The sequence below is a fragment of the Clostridium sp. TJA020 genome (assembly GCF_058310295.1).
On sequence record NZ_JBZEFC010000001.1, the window covers coordinates 223,019 to 240,529 of the forward strand.

At 23.7% G+C, this 17,511-nt stretch carries 14 protein-coding genes; 6 read left to right on the forward strand and 8 right to left on the reverse strand.

Annotated elements, in window-relative coordinates:
- Positions 1-31 precede the first annotated feature (31 nt).
- From AC4FQ1_RS01140 to AC4FQ1_RS01150, 3 genes are all read left to right on the forward strand, one after another.
- The gene (locus AC4FQ1_RS01140) at positions 32-1,954 is read left to right on the forward strand and encodes an ABC transporter ATP-binding protein (protein WP_491168676.1); all 1,923 of its coding nucleotides are present in this window, start codon (positions 32-34) and stop codon (positions 1,952-1,954) included.
- A 17-nt stretch (positions 1,955-1,971) separates the two neighbouring features.
- A complete protein-coding gene (locus AC4FQ1_RS01145; protein WP_491168677.1) occupies positions 1,972-2,154 on the forward strand; it encodes a hypothetical protein in 183 nt (60 codons plus the stop codon).
- A gap of 476 nt (positions 2,155-2,630) precedes the next feature.
- Positions 2,631-3,902 carry an RNA-guided endonuclease TnpB family protein gene (locus AC4FQ1_RS01150; protein ID WP_491168678.1) on the forward strand — a complete coding sequence of 424 codons (1,272 nt, stop codon included), beginning with the start codon at positions 2,631-2,633 and terminating at the stop codon, positions 3,900-3,902.
- 948 nt (positions 3,903-4,850) lie between these two features.
- On the opposite strand, the gene AC4FQ1_RS01155 is transcribed toward AC4FQ1_RS01150, so the two are convergent.
- Positions 4,851-5,291 (reverse strand): MFS transporter, encoded by a 441-nt coding sequence (locus AC4FQ1_RS01155; RefSeq protein WP_491168679.1) that lies wholly within the window; start codon positions 5,289-5,291, stop codon positions 4,851-4,853.
- A 1,152-nt stretch (positions 5,292-6,443) separates the two neighbouring features.
- On the opposite strand from AC4FQ1_RS01155, the gene AC4FQ1_RS01160 reads away from it, so the two are divergent.
- Positions 6,444-7,436, forward strand: a complete 993-nt coding sequence (locus tag AC4FQ1_RS01160; protein ID WP_491168680.1) for a tyrosine recombinase XerC — start codon at positions 6,444-6,446, stop codon at positions 7,434-7,436.
- A gap of 60 nt (positions 7,437-7,496) precedes the next feature.
- Here AC4FQ1_RS01160 and AC4FQ1_RS01165 read toward each other — a convergent pair whose 3' ends face one another.
- Positions 7,497-8,054, reverse strand: coding sequence for a hypothetical protein (locus tag AC4FQ1_RS01165; RefSeq protein WP_491147104.1), 558 nt, complete (start codon positions 8,052-8,054; stop codon positions 7,497-7,499).
- 94 nt (positions 8,055-8,148) lie between these two features.
- A complete protein-coding gene (locus AC4FQ1_RS01170) occupies positions 8,149-8,574 on the reverse strand; it encodes a hypothetical protein (protein ID WP_491168681.1) in 426 nt (141 codons plus the stop codon).
- Between the two features lie 149 nt (positions 8,575-8,723).
- On the opposite strand from AC4FQ1_RS01170, the gene lexA reads away from it, so the two are divergent.
- A complete protein-coding gene (gene lexA / locus AC4FQ1_RS01175; RefSeq protein ID WP_491168682.1) occupies positions 8,724-9,329 on the forward strand; it encodes a transcriptional repressor LexA in 606 nt (201 codons plus the stop codon).
- A gap of 506 nt (positions 9,330-9,835) precedes the next feature.
- Entirely contained in the window at positions 9,836-10,063 is a 228-nt protein-coding gene (locus AC4FQ1_RS01180; protein ID WP_491168683.1) for a hypothetical protein, read from the forward strand.
- A 36-nt stretch (positions 10,064-10,099) separates the two neighbouring features.
- On the opposite strand, the gene AC4FQ1_RS01185 is transcribed toward AC4FQ1_RS01180, so the two are convergent.
- From AC4FQ1_RS01185 to mutS, 5 genes are all read right to left on the reverse strand, one after another.
- Positions 10,100-11,386: a methionine gamma-lyase family protein gene (locus AC4FQ1_RS01185; RefSeq protein WP_491147096.1), complete on the reverse strand. Its 1,287-nt coding sequence runs from the start codon at positions 11,384-11,386 to the stop codon at positions 10,100-10,102.
- A 62-nt stretch (positions 11,387-11,448) separates the two neighbouring features.
- Positions 11,449-11,691, reverse strand: a complete 243-nt coding sequence (gene hfq / locus AC4FQ1_RS01190; RefSeq protein WP_024613663.1) for an RNA chaperone Hfq — start codon at positions 11,689-11,691, stop codon at positions 11,449-11,451.
- A 47-nt stretch (positions 11,692-11,738) separates the two neighbouring features.
- The gene (gene miaA / locus AC4FQ1_RS01195) at positions 11,739-12,671 is read right to left on the reverse strand and encodes a tRNA (adenosine(37)-N6)-dimethylallyltransferase MiaA (RefSeq protein WP_491168684.1); all 933 of its coding nucleotides are present in this window, start codon (positions 12,669-12,671) and stop codon (positions 11,739-11,741) included.
- Between the two features lie 28 nt (positions 12,672-12,699).
- Positions 12,700-14,694, reverse strand: a complete 1,995-nt coding sequence (gene mutL, locus AC4FQ1_RS01200; protein ID WP_491168685.1) for a DNA mismatch repair endonuclease MutL — start codon at positions 14,692-14,694, stop codon at positions 12,700-12,702.
- Positions 14,695-14,707: 13 nt separating this feature from the next.
- A complete protein-coding gene (gene mutS / locus AC4FQ1_RS01205; protein ID WP_491168686.1) occupies positions 14,708-17,350 on the reverse strand; it encodes a DNA mismatch repair protein MutS in 2,643 nt (880 codons plus the stop codon).
- Between the last annotated feature and the right edge of the window lie 161 nt (positions 17,351-17,511).

Genomic DNA, 17,511 nt, shown 5'->3' on the forward strand with positions numbered 1-17,511 from the left:
TTACTTAAAGATAAAAGGAGATAATAAAATAATGAATTTAGTTACATTAGAGAACATAAGTAAAAGTTATAGTGAAAAAACACTATTAAATAATGTATCATTAGGAATAAATGAAGGGGATAAGATTGGTTTAATAGGTATAAATGGAGCTGGTAAATCTACATTTTTAAAAATAATAGCAGGAAGAGATGACTTTTTTGATGGAAATAGAATTCAAGGTAAAAATGTAAGAATAGAGTATTTATCTCAAGATACTAATTTTGATAGTGAATCTACGGTGATTGAACAAGTATTTAAAGGTGATACTAAGGAAATGAAATTGCTTATAGAATATGAAGATATATTAAATAAAATAGAAAATGGGGAAAGTTCTCTTGATAATAAATTAATAGATATTCAATCAAAAATAGATAATTTAAATTTATGGGCATTAGAAAGTGAAGCTAAAATAATATTAAATAAGCTTGGAATAAATAATTATCAAGAAAAAATGGGTAATTTATCAGGTGGACAAAAAAAGAGAGTATTTCTGGCATCAGCTCTTATAACTCCTTGCGAGTTACTTATTTTAGATGAACCTACAAACTACTTAGATTCAGATTCAATTGAATGGTTAGAAGAGTATCTAAATGCTAAAAATATCGCTTTAGTAATGATTACTCATGATAGATATTTTTTAGATAGAGTAGCAAATAAGATAGTTGAACTTGATAGAGGGAATATATACTTATATGAAGGAAATTATACAAAATATTTAGAAAAAAAAATAGAGCGTATTGAGATTGAAAAAAAGCAAGAATCAAAACGTCAATCATTAATAAGAAATGAGTTAAAATGGGTTAAGAGAGGAGCAAAAGCGAGAACAACAAAGCAGAAAGCAAGACTTCAACGTTTTGAGGAGCTTGTAAATAAAGAATATATTGAAGTAAAGTCTGATATAGAAATAAATTATGTTGGAAGAAGAATAGGCAAAAAGATTTTAGAAATTGATGGATTAAGTAAATCCTTTGGAGATAGAAAGTTAATTGATAAATTTTCATATAAAGTACTTAAAGAAGATAGAATAGGAATAGTTGGAAAAAATGGAGCAGGTAAAACAACCTTACTTAATATATTATTAGGAAAATTAGAACCAGAACAAGGAAAATTCGAATTTGGAGAGACAATAAAGGTTGGATATTTTTCTCAAGATTGTAGTGAATTAAATGATAGTGATAGAGTAATTGACTTTGTAAGAGAGGGAGGAGAATATATACCAACATTTGATGGAAATACTATTACTGCATCTACATTATGTGAAATGTTTTTATTTGACGGAACAATGCAATATTCTAAAATAGAAAAACTATCAGGAGGAGAAAAGAGGAGATTACAACTTCTTAGAGTTTTAATGGAATCACCTAATTTTCTTATATTCGATGAACCAACAAATGATTTAGATATAGAAACTTTAAAAATTTTAGAAGATTTTTTAGATAATTATTCAGGAATAGTTATGGTTGTATCCCATGATAGATATTTTTTAGATAGAATCTGCAATAAGATATTATCTTATGAGAGCAATGGTAAATTAAAGATTTATCATGGAAATTATAGTGATTATTTAATACAAAAAGATATAGAAAATCAAAATAAATGTAATGAAAAAGACAATAAAGATAATATAAATGAAAAAATAAAAAAAGAAAAACCTAAGAGTTTAAATAAAGTTCCTAAATTTTCATTTAAAGAGCAAAAAGAATTTAAAGAAATAGATGATATAATATTAAATCTAGAAAATAAATTAGAAAAAATACAAAAAGATATAGAGGAAAATTCAACTAATTATTCTAAACTTCAAGAATTAATAGAAGAGAAAGAAGAATTAGAAATGATTTTATTAGAAAAATATGAAAGACAAGAATATTTATATAACCTAAACATTCAAATTGAGGAATATAGAAATAAAAAATAAGGAGAAAAATATATTATATGAAAGTTAAAATTTCTATTAAAGGACAACGTGAATTTTTAAGAATAGAAGCAGAAAGAATTGATATTTTAGATATCCAATTAAATGGAGTAGAATATAAGCAAATAAGAGTATTTGATAATAAGGGATCTAAATCTCAATATATTGAAAGCAATTTAATAAATTGGATAAAAGAAGAATAATAATGAATAAAAAAACAAGTAGATATATTTTACTTGTTTTTTATTTTTAATTTAAAATATATAAATTTGTATTAAAAATCAATATATTTATTAATAGTAAAATATTTATTTAAAACATATGCAGAACATATGTTCTGAAAGCGGAAAAATAGCACTTGCCTATAAAACTAGAAAAAATAAATTTATTTAAATTTAATTATTAAAAAATAATATAAATATATCTATAAAGATATGAAATAAAGGGAAAATTATTAAACCAAGAACATACATTCGTATCATTATGTATATAAATATAATCTTTTATGGCAAGATAAAGCCTAGTTAATGTTATCCTAATTTGTAAACTATTACTGTTAAAATAGAGTAGCATAATAGTAAATAAACTATTTGTAAATTTATTCAAATAATTTATTAATCTACTAAAATATAGAAATAAATGTTGTATAATATATTTAAAAATAACTTTGGAGAAAATTATGAATATAGTAAAAAAGATAAAGTTAAGAATAATAGATAATGATAAAGAATTATCTAAAAAGAATTTTTTAGGATTTACAGAAGAACAAAAAAAGGACTTAATAAATAAACAATATAAATTTATAAGAGATTCACAATATGCACAATATTTAGGATTTAATAGAGCTATGGATTTTTTAATGGCTGGATATTATGCTAATAATATGGATGTTAAATCAGAAGGGTTTAAAGAATATCAAAAAAATCTAACTAATAGTCTTTATATATTTGACAATATTACATTTGGGGTTGGAATATATAGTAAAAGTTTAATTGTACAAAGGGTAAAAAAGGATTTTTCTACAGCTTTAAAAAATGGATTAGCTAAGGGAGAAAGGTCTGTAACTAACTATAAAAGAACATATCCATTACTTACAAGGCATAGAAATATAAAGTTTTTATATGCTGAAAATGAATTAGATGTATATATAGACTGGGTTAATAAAATAAGATTTAGATGTGAGTTAGGAGATCATAAAAATTCTCTAGAATTACAGCATACTTTAAGAAAAGTTATAACAGGTGAATATAAAGTTTCTGATAGCTCTATAGAATTTAATAAAAAGAATGAATTAATATTAAATCTAAATTTAAATATTCCAGAAACAAAAACAGAATTTATTAAAGATAGAACATTAGGTGTAGACTTAGGTATGGCTATACCAGCATATGTTAGTATTTCAGATTCACCATATATAAGAAAAGGATTTGGAAGTTATGAGGAATTTTCAAAGGTGAGAAATCAATTTAAAGCTAGAAGAAAAAGAATTCAAAGACAATTAGCTTTAGCTAATGGTGGAAGAGGAAGGCGTAAAAAACTTCATAGTATGGAATTCTTAAAAGATAAAGAAAAGCAATTTGCTAAAACATACAATCATAATTTATCAAAAAGAATAATAGATTTTGCTTTAAAAAATAAGTGTGAGTATATAAATTTAGAAGATATTAAATCAAATAGTTTAGAAGATAGAATATTAGGACAATGGGGATATTATCAACTTCAAGAACAAATTGAATATAAATCAAAATTAGTTGGTATTAAAGTAAGAAAAGTAAAATCAGCATATACTTCGCAAATGTGTAGTGAATGTGGTAATATAGATAAAGAAAATAGAAAAAATCAATCTACATTTAAATGTACTAATGAAAAATGTAGATTAAATAAAAAAGCAATAAATGCTGATTGGAATGCAAGTATAAATATTGCAAGAAGTAAGGAGTTTGTAAAATAATTAAAATATTTAACGGTATATTCAAATGCCGAAGAAGGAGAGATGTTTGAATATAAATTAGTTAGGCTTAAAACCAAAAACTATAAATATCTACTGGTTAAAGGTTAATCCAGATGTTGTGTTACTGTCTGGCATCATATAAAAATAAACTATATAATTTGCAGTAAGTCTATATTTTAAATGAATTACCCTTAAAGCAGTTATAATCATGCTTTTCAGGATATTTTTATTTTATTAAAAAATATTACTGTAGGTTTACTGCAAATTATATAGTTTCAATAGAGAGCAAATGGCTTGGTTACTTTGTTTTGATACGGGGTTATAACTTAACTATAATTGATGTGAATCATCTTTTCCTTATTTGGTCACTTCTCTCAAACTCATGTTATAACTTAACTATAATTGATGTGAATAGGTTATTAGTTTCTATATCTAAACAAGGTAATACATGTTATAAGTTAACTATAATTGATGTGAATTTATATTATGTGTGTACTATGTAATAGTACGTGATTGTTATAAGTTAACTGTAATTTTATTAAATGAAAAAAGAATGATAAATTAATATAATTTATTTACAAAGGATTATATATACATAAGAAAATAATAAGTTAAATATATTTGTAGAAATATAGAGACGTATTATAGTGTTATTTTTGAAACTTTTATCAGTAAATAGGCATTTAAAATTATATATTTAAAGGAAAGTCTTTTATGACTTTCCTTTATTTTATTGATAAAACTATTTAATTAAAAATAATTATTTCTAAAAATATTATATGAATTTATATATTTAAGTGTATAGTTTTATTTCTCAGTTACATTTGATTTTATTAAACAATCAAATTTATAGAAATTATGACGAGTAAATATACTAATTAATAACATTAAAAATGATGCTAAATAAAATAGAAGATATATTTTACTTCCAATTTTATCAAATATAATTCAATATATGAACTGACATAAAGGGGTTGTACACATATTAACGCATACAAAGCATGATACTACTTTCCCAATTAAATCTTTAGGAGTTAAAATTTGTAGATATGACATTAGTTTAATTTGAAATATTGTTGATAATGCTATTAATAAACCGCAAACAATTAATAATATAATATAAATTTGTATTGCTCCTATTAAAACTTGTAGTGCAATTCCAACTAAAAGAATAGATAATTCAAATCCAATTAATATGAAGATACTTGACTTTGGTTTCAATTTCTTTGATAGTACTCCTGCTATTATACCTCCTAATATTGCATCGGCAGCAATTACACCTTGTGCATATCCATATACACGATTAGCGGTATTAGTTGTAAATCCTAAGTATTTTGTAATTAGGACTGGAACTGCAATGAAGAAGAATAAATTAATGATGATTTCCACAGAATTGGACGCTCTTTAAATATAAAAATAAAGATTTCTTTAATATCCAAAAAAAGATATTTTCTTTTACTTTCTTATTTTCAAATGGAATATTAAGAAAAGTTTCCACATATTCAATTATAAGGAATATTAAAATATAAATTCTAAAAAACTAAGCAAAAGATGAGTTGTATAGGGAAAATAATTTGTAAATAGAATAAAATTATATATATAATTTTAATTCATTAATAAGGAAAATTTAATTATAACCATAGGCGCTGGTATATATGTGATTTTTAAATAGCTATAAAGTATAGGATTTTTTATTATTCTATTAATGAATACCATACAAATAAATTTAAAATAGGGTATATAGTAGCCATAGTGGAGTAGTAAATGGTAAAGAATAAAATTAGTAAAGGATAATATTAAATATGTTAGTTCGAGTATATATAGAAAAGTGGGATAACAAGTAAGATAAAAGAATACAAATGGTATATATATAAAGATTTAAGAAAAAGAATGGGGAAGAAATGCTAGTTTCAAGTTCAAAAAACTCTAAATTATATGTAAATAATTTGATATGTTTATATCTAAATCATCACATAATGTACTTAGTATAATGTTTAGATTATAAATAATTTTGAAAAAGATTATTTTTATTTTATAATAATATTTAATAATCTTTTTATACTGACTTTTACTGACTATTAATAAATTTTTCGTGAAAAATATTACAAATTTTATTAATTTTGTAATTTGAATTTATACAAAAAAATTATTTTCAAAATTAATCAGATTATGGTTTGTAATGTAAATGAAATTTTAAAAATAATTTAATTTAATAAATTGAAATATAAGTTTTAGACAAATAATATATTAAAAAAATAATAGTTTTAAAATATTGGATTTATATATAAATTTATAATAATTTATTTTAAATAAATTATTATTTTATAAATGAATTAAATATGTAATTAAAAAATCAAATTATTTCGCTAAATGATTATTTAGCGAAATAATTTAAGTAGATTTCTATATAATTTCAAGAATCTTAAATAAAATATTCATTTAAAAAGAATCTTAAATAAAATATTCATTTAAAATTTAACTTTTAAATAAAATATAATTATGTTAGAATGAACTATAAAATATATTTAAGTAGGTGTAATTATGATTTACGATTTTACTGAGCTTAGGAAAACAAATGAACTCCCGCCTATTGTTATAGACTTTTTAAATTATTTAGAAACTATAAAGGGAAAATCAGAAAATACTATTGAAGCATATAAAATAGATCTTACTATGTTTTTTAGATTCTTGAAATTATATAGAAATGAGATTGAAAATAAAAATATAGAATTTGAAGATATTAAAATAAATGATATTAATGAAATTTCTATAAAAAATATAAAGCTATCGGAATTATATGCATTTATGAGTTTTTTAGAAAAATATCGAAATAATAGCTCATATGCTAGAGCTAGAAAAGTTGCTAGTTTAAAGTCTTTTTTTAAGTTTTTGCAAACAAAATTAAAAATAATAGATGAAAATCCAACTTTAGAATTAGAATCACCTAAAATTAATAAAAGACATCCTATTTATTTAAATTTAAATGAAAGTATTCAATTATTAAAGTCTATAGATAAGAAAAATAAAAATTATTATAGAGATTATTGTATAATAACTTTATTTTTAAATTGTGGAATGAGATTATCAGAACTTTGTAATATAAAGTTAGAAAAAATATCAGGGGATATATTAACTATCATTGGTAAAGGTAATAAGGAAAGAACAGTTTATTTAAACGATGCTTGTATTAAAGCTATTGATAATTATATAAAAAACAGAGATATTTCTAAAGCTTCAGAAGAAAATAAAAAATATTTATTTTTATCTAATAGGGGAACCCCAATAAATAAAAGAACTGTAGAAATCATGGTTAAAAATTATACAAAAAGAGCTGGTCTTAGAGATGAAAAGTATACTCCGCATAAATTAAGACATACAGCCGCTACTCTGATGTATAAATATGGAAATGTAGATATAAGAGCTCTTCAAAATATACTAGGTCATGAAAATATTTCTACTACTCAAATATATACTCATGTAGATGATGATACATTAAGAGATGCTGTTAAATCTAATCCTTTAGCTAATATTTAGTTGTTTAAAATAAAAATGATATTCTATGAATATAGAATATCATTTTTATTTTATTTTAAACTATCCTATTACAGGCATTCCCATAATTTCATTTAAAACATTAATAATTTCTTTATTATCTCCATCATATACTACAACTACTCTGCCTTTACTATAAAAATGTGGTGATTTATTCCACTTTATATCTTCTCCACTTATTGTAGTTCCATTATTTTGAATTGAATTAAGATCATTTTTAAGCTTATCTTTTTGGTTTTTATCATATTCATAAACATATATTTCACCATTTTTTATTTTTAATGTTTTTCCATCAACAGAGAATATTTTTTTCATAGAATTACTATTTTTATCTTCTTCTTGTTTTGGTTCAAAACCTTTTGAGTTTAAAGTGTCTTTTAATGATTGTTTATCAAATTTCATTTCTTCATCATTGAATATATTATCTGCAAGATCCTTTGCTGAATCTACTCCTTCTTTTACTTTCTCTTTAGTTGCATCATAGCCTTGTTCCACTTTTTCTTTTGTATCTTCAACAGTTTGTTTAGGACTACAAGAAATAAATGATGAAAGTGATGTTGCTAATAATCCTATAATAATTAATAATTTAGTTTTCTTCATATAATATCTCTCCTATCATGTAAATTGCTACAATAATAGTATTTTATTAAAATGTATAAATTATACCAAAATAAAAGAAGCAACTAAATTTAATTTAGTTGCTTCTTTTAACCAATCTTCTTACTCCAGGAAATATTTCTTCTGTGTTATCTTCTAAAGAATCATAATCAAGGTTTGCTTCATCTAAATATTCTACAAACTCAAATGCATCTACATAATCTTCTTGCTCATTGCTTTTAGATATAGAATCGTCTAGTTGTCCTTGTATCATTAAATAAGCTTCTTTTAAAGCTTTTTCTAAGTCTTCTTTTTCTAAAGAAGGATCAATATTTTTAGCTTTAGCTATTGTATTTTTAAATTCTTCTTCAAGAAATTTATTTTCTTCTATATTTTTTGATATATCTTCTATTTTTATAGCTCTTATATCAACACCTTCATTTTCTAAACATTTACCGCAATTATCGCAAATTTTATTTTCATATAAATCGCAATAATCATCTTCGTTATATTTGTTTTTCATACATACACCACCTTCTAAAGTGCAAAATCAAATTACATTATAACAAATAAAAATAAATATAGCAAATAGAACTTATGTTCTAAGAACATAAGTTTGATATATTAATAATCATATGTTATAATTAATAAAAAAACGTGAGGTGCTATGCAATGTTAGATGGTAAAGATAAACAAAGTCAAATATATGAATTCCTAAAAAATTATACTGAAAATAAAGGTTACCCACCATCTGTAAGAGAGATTTGTGAAGCGGTTAGCTTAAAATCTACATCAACAGTACATGGGCACTTAAAAAGATTAGAAAAAAAGGGGCTTATAAAGAGAGATCCTACAAAACCTAGGGCATTAGAAATCGTTGAATTCTTACAGCCAAAACGTGAAATGATAAATATTCCTATAGTTGGAAATATAACAGCAGGCACTCCTATATTAGCTACTGAAAATATTGAAGATACTTTTACATTGCCACTTGATTTTATTAAGCACAACAATGAACTTTTTATGCTTAGAGTAAGCGGTAATAGTATGATAAATGCTGGAATTAATGATGGAGATTTAGCCATTATAGAAAAAACTCAACATGCTTCTAATGGTGATATAGTAGTAGCTTTAATTGATGACTCTTCAACTATTAAGAGATTTTTTAAAGAAAGTGATCATATAAGATTACAACCAGAAAATGATGCTATGTTACCTATGATAGTTGATGATTGTAAAATATTAGGTAAGTTAGTTGGGATTTTTAGATCATATTAAGAATATATTAATTAAGAGGTTCATATATAAAAAGTATGAGTCTCTTTTTTATTTTAGATTTATAAGGAGTATGAAAAGTGAAAATTTTAATAAAAGAAACTAATACCTATAAAGAAAATTATGCTTTCAATATAAGATTTTTTATATTTATATTAATGTTTTTTTATATTTTTTATTTATTAGGATATAATTTAATAAATTATAATGGAAAATTTATAATAACATTTATAACATATTTTAAATTAATACTACTCTATTCTATTTTATGTTTTATTATTAGAATATTTATAAAATATATTTTTTATTTTGATTTTAAAAATACTTATTTAATATTTTGGAAAGATAACTTACACATTTCTATTGCTAATACTAGAGAACTAAAAAAATATAGACATATTATATCTATTCTTTCTCCTATTATATTTTTAACTATAGTTCCTTTAATATTAGATTACAATAATTTATATATTATTTGTTTAATATCTGTAAATATATTATATTCATCTATGGATATTTATAATTTTATAGTTTTAATATTTTATAAAAAATCTAAATTTGTTTTTAATGGAGTAACTATAGTCAAAGAAGGTCAAATGATTAAAGAGGAAGAGTTATATATAAATAAAAAATTAGATAATTTTAATAAAGAGTTTTATTTATTAAATAGAAATTTATTTAAAAATTATAAAGTTAAAATTTCAAATAAATCAGAACTTAAGATTTTAAATAAATAAAAGACTTAGTTTAAAAACTAAGTCTTTTACTTTAAGCTAACTATTTAAAACATTATTTAAAGCTATTAATATACCTATTTTAGCATGATCAAATGTAAGTCCACCTTGAATATATGCTATATAAGGTTCTCTTATTGGAGCATCAGCTGATAACTCTATTGAAGATCCTTGAATAAATGCTCCAGCTGCCATTATAACTTCATCTTCATATCCAGGCATTGGTGTTGGGATACAATGAACAAATGAATCTACAGGTGAACCGAACTGTATTCCTTTTATAAATTCAATTAATCTTTCTTTATTTCTAAAGATTATAGTTTGAACTATATCAGTTCTTTTATCAAAAGCTTTAGGCTTAGCTTCAAATCCTGCAAGTTCCATAACTCTAGCACAAAATATAGAACTTTTAACAGCTTCCATAGTAACATGTGGAGCTAAGAAAAAACCTTGAAATAATGTTCTCATTACACCTAAAGTTGCTCCGCATTCTCCACCTATTCCAGGTACTGTAAGCCTGTAAGATGCATTGTCAACCAAATTTTTTTTACCTACTATATAACCACCAGTTGGTGATATACCACCACCAATATTTTTTATTAATGAGCCTGCCATTAAATCAGCCCCAAAATCTGTTGGTTCTAATGTGTCAACAAATTCACCATAACAATTATCAACAAATATAATTATATTTTCATTTAAGCTTTTTACTAATTCTATAGCTTCTTTAATTTGAGAAAGCATTAAAGAATATCTAGTACTATAACCAGTACTTCTTTGAATATGTACCATTTTTATTGATTTATCATTTAAAATAGCTTTTTTTATTCCATCTAAATCAAAAAATTTATCTTCAATTAAATCAACTTGTGAATATTTAACTCCATACTCTATTAATGATCCCATTCCTCTTTCTTCTGTTAATCCTATAACACCATGAAGTGTATCATAAGGTTGTCCTGATATAGCTAATAGTGTATCTCCTGGTCTTAAATTTCCGAATAAAGCTGTTCCGATTGCATGAGTACCATTTACAAAATGAGGTCTTACAATAGCAGCTTCAGTATTAAATACTCTAGCATATACTTTATCTAATCCTTCTCTTCCAATATCATCATATGCATAGCCTGTAGAATTAGTAAAATGACAATCACTAATTCTTTCTTCTTGAAATGCTGTAAGAACCTTTAATTGATTGTATTCTCTAATTTCATCAAGCCCTTTAAATATTTCCTCAGTATCTTTTAATGCTTGTTTATAAATTTCAAATGCATTATTTTGAATACCGTAATTTTTTATTACTAATTCTTCTGTTGATTTTAACATAAAGTCCTCCTATATATATATATATATATAAACAAAAATAAATAGGCATTTAAGCCTATTTATTAAATATTATTTAATTCATTATTTACAAATAAAATAGGTTTTAATGGAGTAATAGTTGTAATTGCATGTTTATAAACTAACATTTGTTTTCCATCACAATCTAATACAACAGTAAAACTATCAAATCCTTTTACAAAACCTTTAAGCTTATAACCATTTGTAAGATAAACTTCTACTGATATTTTATTTTTTCTAGCACCATTTAAGAAAATATCTTGCAAATTATTTTGTTGTTTATTCATAATATACCTCCTAAAGTTATCAATACACCTTTAGATTAATTATACAACTACTTTGGATTAATGTCATTAATTATTTTATCAATCATAGCCTCTTCTGTTAATATGTCTTTATTTAAAAATCTAACTCTAGGATCTCTTCTAAACCATGTTAATTGTCTTTTAGCATAATTTCTAGATCCTTTTTTTATTAACTCTATAGCTTCATTTAAATTCATCTTACCATCTAAATAATGAAAAATTTCTTTATAACCTATTCCTTGCATTGATTGCATAGATACAGTATACCCCATATTTTTTAAGTTTATACATTCATCAATTAATCCTTTGTTTATCATTATATCTACTCTTTTATTTATTCTATCATACAATTTATCTCTATCCATATTTAATACATAATAATAAATATTATAATTTGACTTATAAAAAGACTCACCTACATTAAATGAACTAAAAGGCTTACCTGTTAGCTTATATACCTCTAAGGCACGTATAACTCTTTTTCTATTATTATAATGTATTTGATTATAACTTATAGGATCTATATCTTTTAGCTTTTCATGTAAATATTCATTTCCATATTCAATTGCTTCTTTTTCTAAAGATTTTCTATATTCTTCATTAGTTTCAGCTTCTGTAAAGTCCATATTGCAAGTTAGTGAATTTATATAAAGTCCTGTTCCACCAACAATGATTGGAAGTTTTCCTCTTTTTATTATATCTTTAATTATTGTATCTCCAAGCTCTTTGTAGTTAGAAACAGAAAATGGAACATCTGGATTAATTATATCAATCATATGATGTTTTATTCCATCCATTTCTTTTAATGATACTTTTGCTGAACCAATATCCATATATTTATATATCTGCATTGAATCTGCAGATATTATTTCACCATTTAATATTTTGGCAAGCTTTATAGAAAGATCTGTTTTGCCAACTGCTGTTGGTCCACCTATAACTAAAATATTTTCTTTTTTCATTTTATGATACATCCTTTACTTATTTGTATTAAACAATTCTTCTAAACCTTTTATCTAGTTCTGTATTAGTAAATTTTATTATTGTAGGTCTACCATGTGGACAATGGAACGGATCCTCAATAAATCTTAATTCATCTATAAGTTTAATCATTTCTTTTTCTGTTAATGAATCATTAGCTTTAACAGCTTTTTTGCAGGCCATAGTAGCAATTTTATTATATTTAATATCTATTGTTTTACCAGTACCTAAACTTTTTAAATCATCTATTATATTTAAAAATAAATCTTTAGAGTCTATCTTTCCAAGGAAATATGGCACTTCTTTTAAAGATATAGAATTTCCACCAAAATCTTCAACCAAAAATCCTGCGTTTTTAAAAATATCTTTATTTTCTATATAATAAGCTAAATCATCAGTTGTTAATTCAATAATTGTAGGTACTAAAAGAGGTTGAACTATTAACGAACCATTTGCTATAGAATTTAAGTATTTTTCAAATAAAATTTTTTCATGTGCTGCATGTTGATCTATTAAATATAAAACTTCATTAAACTCTGCTATTATATATGTTTTATTAAATTGACCAATAATTTTAAGTGGAGGAAATTTTGCAATTTTCTCTTCTTGTTTTTTATTTATTTCTTTATAATTAGTACTAATATTATCTGAAATTTTTTCTACTTTATCATAAAGTATATTATAGTTATTATAAGTAGATTTATCATTTTCAGGTAATACTAATAATTCTTTAGAAGAATTTATATTAATATCATTGTCACTTAAATTATTAATTAATAAGTTATCTTTAGTAAATTTTTCTTTTAACCTATTAAATTCTTCCTTTTCCTTACTTATAGCATCTTTTATTTTTTCAGAATAATCTATAGATTTATCATTTATTATTAGCTTATCATTTTTTTCAAATGAATTAAATTTTATCTCGTTATCATTAAAATCTAAATCCATTTTAATATTTTCGCTAATAGAAGTATTTTTTACATTTTCTTCTTCAGGCAATTTAAAATTATCAAATATATCATTTTTTAATGCAGAGTGTACGGCATCAAAAATCATTTTAAATATTAATCTATCATCTTTAAACTTAATTTCAGCTTTTGTTGGATGTATATTAACATCTATATACTCAGGATATATATCAATAAATAAAGTAAAGAAAGGAAATTTATTAACTGTAGAAAAAGACCGAAATGCATTTTCCACGGCAACAGCTAATGTCCTATTTTTTATATATCTATTATTCACAAAAATACTTTGATTATTTCTAGAGCCTCTAGCTATTTCTTCTTTACCAACATATCCATAGACTTTTATATAGTCATTTTCATTTTCAAAGTAAAGTATATTATCAGTTATTTTTTTGCCGTATATAACTCTTAATACATCCTTTAAATTATTATTTCCAAATGTCTGAAGAACTTTTTTGTTGTTATTAAATAGCTTAAAGCCAATTTCAGGCTTAGAAATAGATATTCTATTTATAATATCATTTATTATAGATCCTTCTCTAGTAAAGGATTTTAAAAATTTTTTTCTAGCAGGTACATTAAAAAATAAATCTCTAACTTCTATAGTAGTACCATTATTACAAGCACATTCATTTTCATAAATTATTTCGCCACCTTCAACTAAAATCTCTTTTCCAAATTCATCAGATGCTTGTTTAGTTTTTAAAGATACTTTAGATACAGAAGCTATAGAAGCTAATGCTTCACCTCTAAAACCTAAAGTATTTATAGAAAATATATCATTAACATCTTTTATTTTACTTGTGGCATGTGGCATAAATGCTTTTTTTAAATCATCTTTATGAATTCCATAACCATCATCTATTATACGTATTAAAGAGCATCCACCATCTTTTATTTCTATAGTTATATTTTTAGAATTTGCATCAATACTATTCTCAACTAATTCTTTAATAACTGAGGAAGGTCTTTCAACAACTTCTCCTGCTGCAATTTTATTTGATGTATTTTCATCTAATAAATTAATTCTATTCAAGTTACATCAACTCCTAAATTAATTTTTTTGCATCTTTAACTAATTCGTATAATTTATTCATAGCCTCCATTGGATTTAAATTTAATATTTCAATTGATGATAAATCTTTTATAAAAGCTTCTTTTTCTATATAAGAAAAATCTAATTGCATATTATTACACTCTTTATTTTTAGAATTTTTCTCTTTTTTATTTATAGCTGAATAATTAATATTATTTTCAAGGGCAATTTCTTCATTTATTGTTACATTACTTGATTCTTTTTCTTCTAATGTAGATAAAATATTTTTAGCTCTATTTATTACACTTTCAGGTAATCCAGCAAGTTTTGCAACTTCAATTCCGTAGGATTGATCTGCACCACCTTTTATTATTTTTCTTAAAAAAATAATATTGTCAGATACTTCCTTAACTGCAACTGAATAATTTTTTACTCCTTCAATTTCACCTTCAAGCTTTGTAAGTTCATGATAATGTGTTGCAAATAGAGTATTACATTTTAAATTATTACTATTTGAAATATGTTCTATAACTGACCATGCAATACTAAGTCCATCGTAAGTCGAAGTACCCCTTCCTACTTCATCTAATAAAACAAGGCTTTTGGGAGTAGCATTTTTTAAAATATTTGATACTTCCCACATTTCTACCATAAATGTAGATTTACCACCAGCTAAATCATCTGAAGCGCCTATTCTAGTAAAAATTTTATCACAAATAGATATATTAGCTTCTCTAGCTGGAACGAAAGATCCAATTTGAGCCATTAATGTTATTAAGGCTACTTGTCTCATATATGTTGATTTACCTGCCATATTAGGACCGGTTATAAGTATAAGTCTATTATCCTTTTTGTTTAATAAAGTATTATTAGATACAAACTCTCCTCTACCTATTACCTTTTCAACAACAGGGTGTCTACCTTCTTTTATTTCAATTAAACCATCTTCATTTATATTTGGCTTAACATAATCATTTTCAAGTGCTATTAACGCTAATGTTGATAAACAATCTAAATTACTAACAATTCTAGCACTATTTTTTAATCTTGAAATTTCTTTAGATACACAATTACGTATATCTTGGAATATTTCATATTCTAAATTTATAAGTTTTTCTTCAGCTCCTAATATTTTTTCTTCCATCTCTTTAAGTTCTTGTGTTATATATCTTTCTGAATTGGCTAATGTTTGTTTTCTTATATATCTTCCTTCTGGAATTGAGGAATAGTTAGCTTTTCTTATTTCAATAAAATATCCAAAAACTTTATTGTACCCTACCTTTAAAGATTTAATTCCAGTAACTTCTCTTTCGCTATTTTCTAAAGAAGCTATCCACTCTTTTCCATGTAATTTAGCCTTTCTTAATTCATCAACTTCGTTTGAATATCCATCTTTTATTATATTACCTTCTTTTACGCTAATAGATGGATCATTAGTAATTGAATTAAATAAAAGTTCCTTTATATCATTTAATATATCTAAAGAATTATAATACTCTTTTAATAATTTTGAATCGCAATTAGCTAAAAGTTCTTTTATATTTGGAAGTTTTTCTAAGGATGTTCTAAGTGATACTAAATCTTTTCCGTTTACATTACCATTGGCAACTTTACCTACTATACGCTCTATATCATAAATATTCTTTAGTGCTGAAATGATATCTTCATTTAAAGATATAGAATTAAATAATTCATCAACAGCATCTAACCTATTTATTATTTCTTCTTTAGATATAAGAGGTTCATCAATCCATTTTCTAAGAACTCTAGCCCCCATTGAGGTTGCAGTTTTATCCATAACCCAAAGTAAAGAACCTTTTTTGCTTTTTTCTCTTAAACTTTCAGTTAATTCTAAATTTCTTCTTGAGCTTCCATCTATAGTCATATAATTTATTATATTATATACTTCTAAGAAGTTTATATTAGAAAGACTCATTTTTTGTGTTTCATATATATACTTAAGTAAAACCCTACATGCTATTTTACTATGATTAGATAAAGAAGAAACTTCTGCATCACTAAATTGATTTATTAATTCATCTTCACTAACTTTAAATTCATTTAAATCTTTTTTTGTAATAAGTGCTTGGGTTATAGAATTTATATCATTTAATAATGATATATCTGTATTTATATCTACAATTATTTCTTTTGGATTTATTTTTGTAATTTCATCAAGCAATGTTGTTTTTAAAGAATTAAATGAAGTTGTTTTAAACTCACCAGTACTTATATCCGTTAAAGCTATTCCTATTGAATCAGATTCAGAGAAAATGGCCATTAGATATGTATTTAAATTATTTTCATTATTTTGATCTATATAAGTACCTGGAGTTATAACTTTTATTACATCCCTTTTAACTATTCCTTTTGCAGCACTTGGATCTTCTACTTGCTCACAAATTGCTACTTTAAATCCTTTAGTTACAAGTCTTGATATATATGAAGAAGAAGCATGGAATGGAATACCACACATAGGCGCTCTTTCATCAAGTCCACAATCTCTTCCTGTTAATACTAATTCAAGTTCTCTTGATGCTAACTTAGCATCTTCAAAGAACATTTCATAAAAGTCTCCTAATCTAAAAAATAATATACAATCTTTATAATTTTCTTTTATTTCAAAATATTGCTTCATCATTGGGGTTAAAGCCATACATTTTCACTTCCTTTAACTTTAAATATTAAATCTCTATATTAAGAATTACGAAATTTTAAATATATTTTAATTACTTTTTTTCAATTTATTATATCTTATAAAATTAAATTTTAAAGACTAATTGATTATATTTACTTATATCTATACGATTATAACAT

Excerpts from the sequence above, each read along its gene's own strand:
- AC4FQ1_RS01140 (WP_491168676.1), top strand. The coding sequence starts at position 32 with ATGAATTTAGTTACATTAGAGAACATAAGTAAAAGTTATAGTGAAAAA.
- AC4FQ1_RS01145 (WP_491168677.1), top strand. The coding sequence starts at position 1,972 with ATGAAAGTTAAAATTTCTATTAAAGGACAACGTGAATTTTTAAGAATA.
- AC4FQ1_RS01150 (WP_491168678.1), top strand. The coding sequence starts at position 2,631 with ATGAATATAGTAAAAAAGATAAAGTTAAGAATAATAGATAATGATAAA.
- AC4FQ1_RS01160 (WP_491168680.1), top strand. The coding sequence starts at position 6,444 with ATGATTTACGATTTTACTGAGCTTAGGAAAACAAATGAACTCCCGCCT.
- AC4FQ1_RS01165 (WP_491147104.1), bottom strand. The coding sequence starts at position 8,054 with ATGAAGAAAACTAAATTATTAATTATTATAGGATTATTAGCAACATCA.
- AC4FQ1_RS01170 (WP_491168681.1), bottom strand. The coding sequence starts at position 8,574 with ATGAAAAACAAATATAACGAAGATGATTATTGCGATTTATATGAAAAT.
- lexA (WP_491168682.1), top strand. The coding sequence starts at position 8,724 with ATGTTAGATGGTAAAGATAAACAAAGTCAAATATATGAATTCCTAAAA.
- AC4FQ1_RS01180 (WP_491168683.1), top strand. The coding sequence starts at position 9,836 with ATGGATATTTATAATTTTATAGTTTTAATATTTTATAAAAAATCTAAA.
- AC4FQ1_RS01185 (WP_491147096.1), bottom strand. The coding sequence starts at position 11,386 with ATGTTAAAATCAACAGAAGAATTAGTAATAAAAAATTACGGTATTCAA.
- hfq (WP_024613663.1), bottom strand. The coding sequence starts at position 11,691 with ATGAATAAACAACAAAATAATTTGCAAGATATTTTCTTAAATGGTGCT.
- miaA (WP_491168684.1), bottom strand. The coding sequence starts at position 12,671 with ATGAAAAAAGAAAATATTTTAGTTATAGGTGGACCAACAGCAGTTGGC.
- mutS (WP_491168686.1), bottom strand. The coding sequence starts at position 17,350 with ATGGCTTTAACCCCAATGATGAAGCAATATTTTGAAATAAAAGAAAAT.